The 12770-nt window shown below is 52.2% G+C and carries 14 protein-coding genes; 5 read left to right on the forward strand and 9 right to left on the reverse strand.

Annotated elements, in window-relative coordinates:
• Positions 1-63: 63 nt before the first annotated feature.
• Positions 64-645: a GNAT family N-acetyltransferase gene (locus EDM54_RS14135; RefSeq protein WP_003390011.1), complete on the reverse strand. Its 582-nt coding sequence runs from the start codon at positions 643-645 to the stop codon at positions 64-66.
• Positions 646-744: 99 nt separating this feature from the next.
• Between EDM54_RS14135 and pdxR the strand changes: the two genes are divergently transcribed.
• The 4 genes from pdxR (at position 745) to EDM54_RS14150 (ending at position 3392) form a co-directional block, all read left to right on the forward strand.
• On the forward strand, positions 745-2193 hold the full coding sequence (pdxR, locus tag EDM54_RS14140) for a MocR-like pyridoxine biosynthesis transcription factor PdxR (protein ID WP_024985539.1): 1449 nt from the start codon (positions 745-747) through the stop codon (positions 2191-2193).
• 91 nt (positions 2194-2284) lie between these two features.
• Positions 2285-2860 (forward strand): TetR/AcrR family transcriptional regulator, encoded by a 576-nt coding sequence (locus EDM54_RS14145; protein WP_024985540.1) that lies wholly within the window; start codon positions 2285-2287, stop codon positions 2858-2860.
• Complete coding sequence (locus tag EDM54_RS26495; RefSeq protein WP_155808075.1) at positions 2857-2994, forward strand: hypothetical protein; 138 nt, start codon at positions 2857-2859, stop codon at positions 2992-2994. The genes EDM54_RS14145 and EDM54_RS26495 overlap by 4 nt, the downstream gene beginning before the upstream one ends.
• Positions 2991-3392: a DUF5360 family protein gene (locus EDM54_RS14150; protein ID WP_024985541.1), complete on the forward strand. Its 402-nt coding sequence runs from the start codon at positions 2991-2993 to the stop codon at positions 3390-3392. The genes EDM54_RS26495 and EDM54_RS14150 overlap by 4 nt, the downstream gene beginning before the upstream one ends.
• 23 nt (positions 3393-3415) lie before the next feature.
• On the opposite strand, the gene EDM54_RS14155 is transcribed toward EDM54_RS14150, so the two are convergent.
• Entirely contained in the window at positions 3416-3706 is a 291-nt protein-coding gene (locus EDM54_RS14155) for a hypothetical protein (RefSeq protein WP_003390007.1), read from the reverse strand.
• 112 nt (positions 3707-3818) lie between these two features.
• On the opposite strand from EDM54_RS14155, the gene EDM54_RS14160 reads away from it, so the two are divergent.
• Positions 3819-4532: a hypothetical protein gene (locus EDM54_RS14160; RefSeq protein ID WP_024985543.1), complete on the forward strand. Its 714-nt coding sequence runs from the start codon at positions 3819-3821 to the stop codon at positions 4530-4532.
• Positions 4533-4635: 103 nt separating this feature from the next.
• Here the strand turns inward: EDM54_RS14160 and EDM54_RS14165 are convergent, their stop codons facing one another.
• The 7 genes from EDM54_RS14165 to EDM54_RS14195 all read right to left on the reverse strand — a co-directional run bounded on the left by EDM54_RS14165 (position 4636) and on the right by EDM54_RS14195 (position 12597).
• On the reverse strand, positions 4636-5790 hold the full coding sequence (locus EDM54_RS14165; RefSeq protein WP_443092635.1) for a GerAB/ArcD/ProY family transporter: 1155 nt from the start codon (positions 5788-5790) through the stop codon (positions 4636-4638).
• Between the two features lie 15 nt (positions 5791-5805).
• Positions 5806-5949 (reverse strand): hypothetical protein, encoded by a 144-nt coding sequence (locus tag EDM54_RS26500; RefSeq protein WP_170208396.1) that lies wholly within the window; start codon positions 5947-5949, stop codon positions 5806-5808.
• A 98-nt stretch (positions 5950-6047) separates the two neighbouring features.
• Entirely contained in the window at positions 6048-7247 is a 1200-nt protein-coding gene (locus EDM54_RS14175) for a Ger(x)C family spore germination protein (protein WP_003390003.1), read from the reverse strand.
• Positions 7248-7264: 17 nt separating this feature from the next.
• Positions 7265-8830 carry a spore germination protein gene (locus EDM54_RS14180; RefSeq protein WP_031931669.1) on the reverse strand — a complete coding sequence of 522 codons (1566 nt, stop codon included), beginning with the start codon at positions 8828-8830 and terminating at the stop codon, positions 7265-7267.
• A 102-nt stretch (positions 8831-8932) separates the two neighbouring features.
• Complete coding sequence (gene larA, locus EDM54_RS14185; RefSeq protein WP_122958375.1) at positions 8933-10219, reverse strand: nickel-dependent lactate racemase; 1287 nt, start codon at positions 10217-10219, stop codon at positions 8933-8935.
• Between the two features lie 107 nt (positions 10220-10326).
• Positions 10327-11433: a 2-keto-3-deoxygluconate permease gene (locus tag EDM54_RS14190; RefSeq protein ID WP_003389999.1), complete on the reverse strand. Its 1107-nt coding sequence runs from the start codon at positions 11431-11433 to the stop codon at positions 10327-10329.
• A gap of 21 nt (positions 11434-11454) precedes the next feature.
• On the reverse strand, positions 11455-12597 hold the full coding sequence (locus EDM54_RS14195; RefSeq protein ID WP_122958376.1) for a glycerate kinase family protein: 1143 nt from the start codon (positions 12595-12597) through the stop codon (positions 11455-11457).
• Positions 12598-12770: the final 173 nt, after the last annotated feature.

Consider the following 12770-nt stretch of genomic DNA (forward strand, 5'->3'; position numbering starts at 1 on the left):
AATTGCCACATAAAAGAGCGCTGGATTGCCCGCCATATAATTGTTTCGACAGCTTGAAAAAACTTACGCCTGGGGAGTGGGAGCCCCGTATTTCTCCCGGTATTCGCGGGCCAGCATGCTCATCATGACGGAATCGTGGTACTGGTGATGGTAATAGAGAGCCTCGCGCTGGACGCCTTCCTGTTTAAACCCGATCTTCTCATAGGCGCGGATGGCTCGTTCGTTGTAGGAAAACACGTTGAGCTCGATCCGGTGAAGATTGAGGATGCCAAAGCCGTATCCGAGCAGCAGGCGCATTGCCTCGCTTCCAAAGCCTTTGCTCTGATGCTGCAGTTCGTTGATGGCGATGCGAATATTGCAATTCCGATTGACCGGATCGATCGATTGGAGCGCAATGTCGCCGATCACTTCGTCATTGTCCCGCAGGGCGATGAGCAGCAGCAGGTTGGAAGAATCCTGGGACTTGGCGTCGAGGTAGCGGTGAATCTGTTCGCGGGTAAAGCTGCGCTGTGTACCGGTCAGTCGGCGGGTTTCCGGATGAAAGAGCGTGCCAAAGTACAGATCGGTATCTGCCAGCTCGACAGGGCGAAGGTAGACGCGTTCGCCTTCGAGGAACCGGACAGGCTTGTTTGCGGATGTATGCATGATTCGATGCCTCCTTTTGATACCTTACAATAGCGAAAATGTGTATACTTGGAAATGGACAGTTTCGCAAAAAGTAAAAGGACAGATGGAGGTTCACCGATGCTTTTCGCACCGCAGTTGGACGATTCCAGCCGGATTCCCCATTACGTACAAATTTACGAGCAGATAAAGCGGCAGATTATCGCAGGGGCGTTGTCCGAGCATGTCAAGCTGCCTTCTGTCCGCAAGCTGGCTGATCTGCTGGGACTCAGCACGACCCCGGTGGAAACGGCGTACCAGCAGCTAGTCGCGGAAGGCTTTATCGCCAGCAAGCCAAAAAGCGGCTACTACGTTCAGCCACTGGCCGATCAGCAGGTGGAGAGAGCAGAGGAGAGGGAAACAAAATTGACCGTCCCTCGCTTGCAGCATCGGGATGCATCCTCGTACCCCTATGACTTTCACCTCTCGAAAAACGATTTTTCCCACTTCCCCTTTGCCCTGTGGCGGCGGCTGTTCAACAGAGTGCTGCGGCATGAACACCTGGACCTGCTTTTTTACGGAGACCCCCAGGGGGAGTATGGACTGCGAACCGAGCTGGCCCGTTATCTGCGCCAGTTGAGAGGCGTCTCGTGTTCACCTGAGCAGATCGTGATCGGGGCTGACCAGCACGGGCTACTGACCTTGCTCGCTCTGCTCCTGAAAGCTCGCGTGGCCCGCGTCGGAGTCGAGAATCCGGGTTATCCGTTGATCGCATCGACCTTCCGCCAAAACGGCTATGAGGTGATCCCCGTCTCGCTGGAGGAGGATGGCCTGAATGTAAACGAGCTGGCAGAGAGCGGCGTCGAGCTGGTCGCGGTTTCGCCGTCCCACCAGTATCCGCGGGGAATGATCATGCCGATCGCCAAACGGCTGCGCTTGCTGGAATGGGCCAAGAAGACGGACGCCTACATTATCGAGGACGATTATGACGGCGAGTTCAGGTATCACGGAAGGCCAGTTCCCTCCCTTCAGGGCCTGGTGCAGGGAGCCAATGTGATCTATATGGGCGGCTTCTCGCAGGTGCTGGCCCCGGCCATTTGTACCTATTACATGGTCCTGCCGGAGTCTTTGCTTGAGTCCTACGACCTTTTGCTGAGAGAGCTGCTGCTGGAGCAGTCCTCATCTCCTCTGCACCAGAAAACGCTGGAGCTGTTTATGCGGGAGGGACATTTCGAAAAGCATGTGCGCCGGATGCGCAATGTCTATCGGAAAAAGCACGACACGCTGGTTCAGGCGGTCCGGAAGCACATGGGGGAGCGGACTGTAGTGATCGGAGAGGACGCCGGATTTCATGTACTGCTGAAAGTCCAGCACCAAGTGGAGGAGAGGGAGCTTTCCCGGATGGCGAAGAAGGCCGGAATCAATATCGCCTCAGCAGCCTATACGTGGATGACGCCTCGTACGGAAACGACCGAAAAAGAATTTATCGTAGGCTTTGCCGGCATTGAATTGGAGAAAATCGAGCCGGGTATCCGCAAACTGGCCGATGTTTGGTGGGGGCAGTGTTCCAAGTTTGCTTCCAAATCTTGACGCAGAGCTTGATTTGGGAGTAAACTGCTCCTTGATAGGAAAATATGAAAAACAAAATCGTTTTCTAAATTTCCGAGAGGGGGCAGGAATCGTGCAGGAGAGAATCATTCAGCTGGCCATTCGGGAAATCCACACCAAAGGGCTCAAGTTTACGATGGCGGAGCTTGCACGGCAAGCGGGGATGAGCACGAAAACGCTGTACGGGTACTTTTCCTCCAAAGAAGAACTGATCTCCGTGATCATTGAGCGCGGAGTCAAAGAGCTGCAGCAGAAGGAAGCCGAGATTATCGGGCGTACGGACATCGATCTGACGGAAAAACTGAAGCTTTTGCTGGCACTTGTCCCCAGCGGCTTTGGCAGCACCCATATCCGTCTGTGGTACGAGCTCAAGCGGTACTACCCCGAGCAGTGGGCGCTTGTTGAGGATTGTCTTCAAAACGAGTGGGAGCATGTGCGGAATATTCTTGAGCGGGGAATGGCCGAGGGAACATTCCAGCGGGTGAGCATTCCCGTCTTTATTCATATGTATATCGGATCGCTTGAGCATCTGGTGGATCGCCAGGTCGTAGAGGAGACAAACATGACGATGGCAGATGCCCTGGACGCGATGATTGAGATATTGCTGCACGGGATTGCGGGCGGCGGGAAAAAGGAGGGGCAGCGATGAGGTGGGTGGACTTGTCTGGCGCCATTTGTTTGGAAGTTGCGGGTATCTCCGGGCAAATCGCAGGTACCACCGGGCAAATCGCAGGCACAGCGGAGGGCCTCGCGGATGTCTCCGGGGAGGTATGCGTGAAATGAAAGCGCTAAGACCTTTTTTCTGGTTGACCGACGTCGGCTTTCTCGTTTACTGGAGCATTGTCTTCCTCGAATGGCTCCCTCCCGAGTACCTCTATCCGGATTACGCCAATCCGCTGATGGTGGCCTGGAATCTGTCGTTTTTTCCCCTGGATCTTTTCATTTCCATTACGGGATTGACGAGTCTGTATTTTTATCATGCAAACCGAAACTGGCGTCCCATGGCGCAAGTTTCGCTCGTCCTGACCTTTTGCTCCGGCCTGCAAGCCATCGCCTTTTGGGGGTTCAAAGGGGACTTCGATCCCGCCTGGTGGCTCCCCAATCTGTATTTGCTCTTGTATCCCTTGTTTTTTTACCGTCTGTTTGCGGGGAAACAGCTAGACTCCGCGGCCTCCCAGTAATGCGTTTCCGGGAGATATGGCCGCTATATCTCATCCTGTTTCATATGCTTTTTGATAAACCGGAAGAAACCCACGGCACACATCACGATAATCGCCGCCCAGGTGAACAAAAAGGCGATGCCGAGGCCGATATTGGCTCCGACAATGTCGTTGGAACGCTCATAGAGCAAGGTGAAAACAAGCGGGCAGGCAAGCGCGATATAAAGGATAAAAAAGGAAAGAGACTTTGTCGTCGTTTTCTTCTGAATGGTAAGATAAACAAAGATATGGGAAACAAGCAAGAGGATAAACGTGACAACCGTCAACAGCAGCATGCGGCAGAGCCTCCTCGAGTCTTTCTTTATCTGGGTTGTGCCCTCGAGTACTACCATAGCCAAAAACAAGCGTTCAAGCAAGCGCAAAGGAGAGTGGAGGGGGAGTGAAACGATGAAGCACGGCAGCGATACCCTGCTGATCGTCAGTTTGCTCGGGTACGGAACAACGCTGCTCCTGTTGGCCTTGATCTGGTTCCGTACACCAAAAGAGAGGGAGCCGCTTCTGTTTGTAAAACTGATGGGCTATACCTTGCTTGCGATGTTCCGTTTTTCGTTCAACCAGCTTTCGATGCCGCTCGGACTGATCGCCGCCATTCTTCTGGTGAAGCGAACGAATGGAAACAAGAAGGCGAAGCTTGCGGCCGTCTGGCTGGGGGGAATCATGTTTCTGGCAGGCTTTTTGCCAGTGGCAGACTGGATCGAAAACACGCTGTACCCGCGTACAGAGATGTCTACCTATTTGCATGAGGATTTGACGGGGAAAGGTTTTGCTATGAATGTTGCCAGTTCGGACATGCGACGCTTTTACAGCAAAACCGAAAAAGACGAGAGCGGGCGGAAGCTGTATGCCGCTCTGCGGGAATCCCGCTACATCGAGGGCTTGCCTCTGCGGGAGCGGATGGATGAGGAATACGAGCTAAAATTGTTTCAGGATACAGATAACAGGGACAACCGCTTCAAACATCTGGAGTTTCGGGTCGCCTCTGACGGATCGTATCTGAAGCTTCGATTTGAGGACAGCCAGTATGTTTTTCGGGCGTCACGGGAGTTTCAGCAGTTGTTTCAACAGATGGTGGCGGAAGAGCGTGAAAGCAGCGATGAATAGGGTCGGGAATCAGTACAGAAGCTTTGGGCTTAGGACTGTACTGAGTGGATGGAACATGCATGGACGGAACATCATGGACTCCCAACGAATCGTGCGTTGGTCCTTAGTCCTTCTGCTCCATGGAAAGAGGCGCTTCGGATTTTCCCCGGATCAAGGCCACCAGCAGCAACAATAAAGGGAGCAGCAACAGAAACGTATACGCATAAGAAAACCAAATTTTTGGTACGAACTCAAGGAGTTTGGTAATGTTCGGGTAAGCCAAAACGGATAGTGCGACCATTAAGACGCCCAAAGGCACCGTTAATGGCTTATAGGTCCTCAACTCAAGACTTTGAGCCAGTCCCAACGCCGAAACATAAAAGGTAATCGTCGTTTTGATAAATATGGACAAAAACCAAACGCCAGCCAAAAGCACTTCCACACGCTCCAAAAAGTTGCCTATACTGATTTTCTTGGCCAGCACAAAGGACGGATAAATATTTCTCGCTGTAAAATCCGAGCCAAGAACGAGTATGCATAAAGCCGTTATGATGATCAAAATGACACCACCCGCGGCAGCGCCCAGCAAGAGTGAATGCAGAACTTTTTTCGGGCGATTGACAAACGGGAGCAACATGAGAAAACAGACGAATTCTTGCAGACTTGAAAATTGTATCCCCGCTCCAAGCAGCGGCTTTATTCCGCCTTCCGTAACAGGCTCCAATTGGTTGATCTCGATTTCCGGCAGCAGTGTGAAGGTCAGAAAAAGCAGAGACACAAATATCCAGGGAAAAAATATTTCCGTGGTCCTGGCGATGACCTCAAGTCCGTATCGCGTTGCGATCACAACCACCATACTGAAGGAAATCAGTATAACTTCTACGGGGGTTTCAGGCATCACGTTTGACACGATGAAGTTTCCCAGATCACGAACCATCAGTGCCGAAAGAAAAATGAAAAATGAGAAAAACAACAAGGAGATCAATTTTCCCGGCCATTTTCCCAAAATTTTCTCGCTGTATTGGGCCAAGGTCATGGAAACAGATTTCCCAAAGCAACATACATAACAATCAACACCAAATCGATAACAATACCGATAATGGCTGCGATCCAGGCGTTTTGTTTCGCTTCCAGCGCCAATGGAGACGGTCCCAGCAAAAAGGAGGTGCCCATCGTAAAGGCAATCACAAGAACCGTCAATTGACGTATGTTGATTTTTCCTTGTTCCAGCATGGTACTCACCTCTCATTTCTGCCATTGTCTTTGCTGGAATGAACAATTGGAGAAAAGGCTGTTACTCTTTAAATAGAGACAGGATCCCGTCACTGACCGGTTTGTAAATAAAGGTAATCATTTCGCTAAGACTCGGAACCGGCACATGCAGCACTTGGAGGACACCGAGCGTGATCCCGGCCGTAACAAGAGGGAAAATGCCCATGCTTCCTTGACGAACCTGTTTTTGACTAAAGCCGGCACCTCCATGCAGGCAATGATCATTCCCACCGCAATGATGGCTGCAGCTTTCAACATGTTGATCTACTCCTCTTTCGTTTCCAAGTACGAATTGCTGATCGTGCCAAGGCCCCGGATGTTGAAATCTACACGCATGTCAACATCCAAGCCGACAAATTCCTCATCCCAATTCTGTTTTGCCTTCTTCCAAAATCCCGGCTCCGCCCGGTGAACAGCTTCCCCAAACCCGAAAATATCCGCTTTGTACTTATGCTGAGCTTTTGAAATGGCTTGCTGCATAAATCCCTTTATTTTTTCCGCCGCTTTCGCTTCAAGGCCCCGAATCGTTTTGTCCTTGGCCAAATCCATATTGCATTGTACTTCACTGATATTTGCTTCCACGCGGACTTCGATGGCTACTTCCGGTTTTTTTCGCACGACTTTTCCCTTCATCTCGCTGTTGGTGCGGATGATTTCCAGCGCTATATTTCCGCCATTGGGACAAGCAACATATTCTGCTGTGCTTTTTACCTCATTTTGAATGTAATTGTATCCCTTGGATTCTTCCTCATTGAGCCAGCCTACGAGCTTGTCTTTTTTAAACACAGCCAATCCTTCGTACCTCAAGAGAGCGCGCGAGTCTATTCGCTGCATATTTTCTTTGGTCCCGGCAATATCCTTCGCTCCGTCAAGTGTAATGCCAGTCAGGACCGGATGCTTCCCTTCGCTGGTCATGTCCGATATCAACTTGTCGAGGGTCGCTTTTCCTGTTGCCGCCCAGGCAGTATTTGACGACTGCAAAGAATGGAACATTTTATTGGCAGGAATTTTTTCAAGCAAAGTCAGGGTTTTCAAAATTTCTTCGGCGGTTGCATCCTTTGAAACAACGAGAAAAAAATCGGTTCTGAATTCGTGGTCTCTTGAAAGAAAGTCCAACACTTTTGCAATTCCTTCTTCGGCTACCTCTTTGCCCAGCACAATTACTTGCATATGGGACAAGTAAATTTTGCGGGGCGATTTTGTCGTTGTTCTTCGCAATGCTTCAAAAATACTCGTCCCTTGTGTAGAGTAGGTAATTACGGGAGCGGTGTCCGTACCGGCTCTTTGTGCTGCCACCGCGCCGGGATTCACAATTTGGATGGATACCAGATAGTCGTTGTCTTTCTTGTCAACCCCCATGGCAACAGCGATTGCCAGCTCGTTTAATTCCCTTCTGTTCCAACATCCGGTCAAAACAACGAGAAGCAGCAGGAATAGGCATGCCATGGTAATAGGTTTACGCAACCGAATCGCTCCCTCTCTTAAGAATTTTGCTTGGATTCTGGATGTGGATGCTCGTTGTTTTCGCGAATGGTATCGTTTTGACTGATCGCTCTCGGACGTGAAAACAATGCCCATAGCGGCAAGCGGAAAAGCGTATCCTTCTGTTCAGCCAGATGAAAAGGAGCAAATGGACTCATGTACGGAGCTCCAAAGGAGCGCAGGCTGCACAGATGGAGAACGATGACAATGACGCCCAGGATGATGCCATACAGACCAAAGGATGCCGCCAAGGCCATAAGGCCGAAGCGCAACATCCGAATCGAAATTCCCACGCTGAATGCCGGGATGACGAAATTCGCAATGGCTGTAATGGCGACGACAATGACCATTGCCGGAGAGACGATGCCCGCTTCTACCGCGGCTTGACCAATGACCAATGTTCCGACGATCGATATGGACTGACCGATCGCCCGCGGCATTCTGACGCCTGCTTCGCGGAGGATTTCAAAGGTAATTTCCATAAGCAGCGCTTCCACAAAAGCGGGAAAAGGTACACCCTCGCGCTGCGATGCCAAGCTTATGAGCAGGCGGGGTGGGATTATTTCCTGGTGAAAGGTGGTGATAGCAATATACATGGAAGGTACAAGCAGGGATATAAACAGCGATATATAGCGGATCTGGCGGATTAGAGTGGCAAAATCCCAACGTTGATAGTAGTCTTCACTCGCTTGAAGAAATTGTGCAAACAGAGCGGGGACCATGAGGACGAAAGGGGTTCCATCGACTAAGATCACGACCCTGCCCTCCAACAAACCCGCCGCCGCCGCATCGGGCCGCTCAGTATTATGTACAGTGGGAAAAGGAGTGAACGTTTTGTCCTGGATGAGCTCTTCAATGTACCCGCTTTCCAGTATTCCGTCAATGTCGATTCGCTTGAGCCTGTCTCGCACTTCCTGCACGATCTTCTCGTTGGCAATCCCCTTGATGTACATGATGGCTACATCGGTTCTCGTCACTCGGCCGATTTGAATCGTTTCCAGCCAGAGATGAGGGTCTTTGATCCTTCTGCGGATTAAAGCGGTATTGGTCCGAAGTGTTTCGGTAAAAGACTCTCTGGGGCCGCGTACAACTGTCTGTGCGGCGGGCTCTGAAACTCCTCTGTCTTTCCATCCTCTGGAGCTTGCCGCGATCCCGCAGGGAGAACCATCGACCAGGATGACAGCATCTCCCGATAGCAGGAATGCAAACAAGCCATCAAAATCAGAGACTTCGTTGGTGTCGGAGACGGTAAGTGCAAAATCCCGCAAAACACGAGACACATGCGAACGGTCGGATATCTTGAGATCAATCTCCGTTTCTTTGATCGCAAGCATCAAAGATTCCAGAATAAAATCAGTGATCACTTTTTTATCGGCGAGCCCTTCCGTGTAAAGAATGGCCATTTTTATTTCTGATCGGCCAATTCTGACTTCTCGTATGATAATGTCAGTGCTGCCCCCGCTTATTTCCCTGATCCGCTTTAGATTCGCATCAAGGCAAGCCTGCAGCGGCTCTTTGCGAAGAGAACCGCATTGTTCCACGTCCAGCCGCCTCCGTTCTCCCATCAGTCTTGTAGGTAAGCCAAAATACGGCAAACAAAAAAAGGAATAGGGAAATTTCCCCTATCCTTACTATTTCCACTTTTTATTTGTCTAAACAGTCAAAAATCAAAAAACGGTTTGCAGATGATCGTCTTCCTCCACATACGGAATCGTCAACGGCCCGAGCGGGAGCACAGCCACCGTCATGCCTTCTCCATACTTCTCCTTCAACTCTTCCAAGGTCTTCTCGATGTCATGGGTCGGGGCGAACATGGCCATCCTCACATCTTCATCGGAGAGCGTGGAGTAGACGTGCACATCGGCCCAGACCTGGATCACCGCCTGCTTTTGCACCTGCCACTGATCGAATATTTTAAACGAAGGATCATTGATCATGTCCAGGATTTCCTGCGGTGTCTTGCGCATTTTCAGGATGTCGGCGTAGTTGCCGTGATTGGGCAGGCCGTCGGAGCATTCCGAGGCACAGATGATCGTGCCGCCCTTCTTGACGATCTTGTGCGCCGCGCTCATCCCTTTTACCGCTTGATACAGGTTTTGATCGAGCGGGTAGCCCGAGTTGGAGGTAATGACGACATCAAACCGGTGGTCGCAGCGGATCATGGCGTGCTCCTTGGCGAAAGCGCAGCCCCGGTCATGCGCTTCGTACAGCTCGCCAGCAAAGACGGCGGTGATTTCCTTCTCGCGGTTCAGGGTGACGTTGAGCATGAAGTCGGGCTTGCACATGCTGTTGATCTCCCGCGTCATGTCCTGCACCGGATTGTTTACCATATTGCCCCAGGTGGACAGCGGATCGCCGATCATTCTGGCATTGTGAAACGTGAGGATGGTCTCGATTCCGGCAATGCCCGGCATAATCCCTTTGGGCCCGCCGGAAAAACCGGCGAAGAAATGGGGCTCGATAAAGCCGGTGACGATTTTAAAGTCGGCCTCGACGTACTCCTTGTTCAGGTAGACGTCGCAGCCAAAGCGGCTTTCGCCCACCTTGACGAGCTCCTCCTTCTCATGGCAATGGTGGTTGATGACTCGTACATGTTCGACTACCCAGTCGCCCAGCATCTGGACGAATTCGTCTCTGGTCTGGTCCCGGTGGGTGCCCGTGCCGTTGATCACGACGAAATTTTCCAGCGGCACATGGGACAGCTCCTTCAACAGCCAGGGGACGAGCTTGTGATTGGGAGTAGGGCGGGTGATGTCGCTGATCACGATCGCCACTTTGTCTGTGCTTTTAACCATCTCGCGGAGAGGGGCGCTTCCGATCGGATTGCGGAGCGCTTCCAGTACCGCTGCTTCCTCGTCCGCCAGTCCGGGAAGATTTTTTGGCTCCAGGATGAGGGAGTGATCAGGCACTTCTACTTCCAGTCCGTGCTTGCCGTACAACAATGTCGTTTTCATGGCTCTCTCCTTTTCAACACGTATTTGTCATGATTGTCTTGATCCGAAAGGTGAAACTCCCTGACGTCTGTCAGGGGCAGCACACGCATACATGGATGTACTAGATGTTACGTGTGGATGGTATTTGATATCTCGTGGGTTTCCAGCTTTCCGTTGATACCTCGCTTCTTTTGCCACGTATCGACCAGGATCACGCCGATAGGACAGAGGATCGCCGTAGTCAGTGTGGAGATGGAGATTTGGGCGGTCGCGATTTCCACCAGATTTTGATAGGCCTGTGCATCTGCGGCGGACATCATGCCGGATCCGGCTGCTACTGCTGCGGCTGCCGCGATTGCCGCCGGTGTGCCTACCGCGTTGCCTGCAGTCGATGCTTCCGCTACGGGTGCGATGTGGCTTTTCTCGCGGAACAGCTTGAAGACCAGCATGCCTGTAGAACCGGTCAAAATGGTCGTCATGAAGCCGAGCGCCAAGCCGCCGAGCAGCACCTCGATTTTCAGGAAGGTGGCAAAGTCCATCCCGGCACCGAGGGAAAAGGCAAAGAACGGAACGGGCAGCAGCTCGCCCGGCTTCAGGAAGTCGCGCATTTCGGGATCGAGGTTGCCCAGCAGCATGCCGATGCCGATCGGCAGCAGTACAGCGATAAACGCGATGAAGGGGAAGTTCGCACCCATCATGCCCAGCGCCATCAAGGTGAAGAAAGGACCGTCATTCAGCGAAAGGACCGCAACGGCGCCGACGTCAGAGCGATTCCCGTACTGGGACGTAAGGGCGGCATACATCCCGCCGTTTCCGTTGGTCATCGCGGCGATAATCGTCATCGCCGACAGGCCGAGGAAGCCGTTCATCATGTCGCCGGACAGCTTTCCCCACAGAAAGCCGATGATCACGCCGGTAAAATACTTGGAGGCAGTCAGCAGCACGCCTTTTTTCAGCGCCGTTCCGCCGACCCGCAGATTCATCTGGCTGCCGCAGCAGAACAGGAACAGGGCGATCAGAATGATGGAGCTGTTTTTAAAGAGGGCCTCGGAAAATCCGCCGATGCGCAAAAACTCGTAATGGCCGTCTTTGGTCGCAGCAACCCCAAGGGATTTCAAAAAGTCCATGACAACGGGTATGTGCATTTGGTCAATGGTGTTCAGCAAGGCGCCGAGCAGCAGCGGAACAACCATTAATCCGCCGGGTACCTTTTCGATGGTCCGTTTGATTTTCATTCAACAATCCCCCTTGTACGCTTAGTTGTGGTTTTGCCTGGCCAGATACGTCCGGAATACTTGCTCTGCCGTCTGTGTGAGCAGCTCCGGTGCCCGCTCCATCGCTTCCTGCAGGGACATCGGCGCGTTTAGTATGCTATGAATGCTATGAATGCCGTACTGATAAAGGGTATCGATACCGCGTCCGATCGAGCCTGCCAAAACGAAAACGGGTATGCCGCGTTTCTGGGCCACCTGCGCTACACCCATCGGAGTTTTTCCTGATGCTGTCTGAAAGTCAATTTGTCCTTCCCCGGTGAGGACGAGATCGGCATCCTGCAAATGCTTGTCAAGTTGCGTATACTCGATCACGATGTCGATACCGCGTCTCATGGACGAAGGAAAGAAGGCTTGAAATGCACCGCCGATTCCGCCTGCAGCGCCTGCCCCTGCCCGTTGATGCAGCCGGATGCCGGTTTTGGACTCGACTAGATCCGCCCACGCGCGGAGGGATTGATCGAGTCTTTCCGCCATCTCGGCAGTGGCCCCTTTTTGCGGACCGAACACGTGGGAGGCCCCGTCCGGACCGATCAGCGGATTTTGGACGTCGGAGGCGATCAAAAACTCCGCTTCGCGTATGCGAGGGTCAAAACCGCTGTCATCGATCACCTCGATCCGTTCGAGCTCGCCACCGCCAAATCCGACCTGATGTCCCTCAGCGTCGAGCAGCTTCATGCCGAGGGCTTGCAGCATGCCGATGCCCCCGTCATTGGTAGCGCTTCCACCAATCCCGAGAATAAATCGTCGGCAGCCGTCATCCAGGGCTTGTCTGATCAATTCGCCCGTGCCGTATGTCGTGGTGACTAGCGGGTTTCTTTTCTCCGCCGGGACCAGGTACAGGCCGGACGCGCTCGCCATCTCGATCACGCAGGTGACGTTGTCTCCCAAAATTCCGTAGGCGGCATCCACCGGTGTGTTCAAGGGGCCTGTGACAGTGACCTGTACCTTGCGTCCCCGGGTCGCTGCGACCAGACTTTCCATCGTGCCTTCTCCGCCGTCTGCGACCGGTACCAGAACGGTACGGGCTTCGGGGCGAACCTTTTTGATGCCTGTTTCAATGGCGAGGGCAGCGTCAAATGCAGACAAGCTTCCTTTGAATGAATCGGGTGCAATCACAACCTTCACGCTGACGTTCCACTCCTTTGTAAAGCGCTTTCATAACTTGCTTTTCATTATAGAGAAGGGGCATTCGCGAAATCATCGGTTACCATCCATAAAAATCCCGTGCAAATTATCGCATAATTTTGTTTATTATAAATAAGCGCTGGCTTAATCGATGTGTGAAGGATAAGATTTGA

This window comes from Brevibacillus borstelensis (assembly GCF_003710865.1).
Classification (GTDB): domain Bacteria; phylum Bacillota; class Bacilli; order Brevibacillales; family Brevibacillaceae; genus Brevibacillus; species Brevibacillus borstelensis.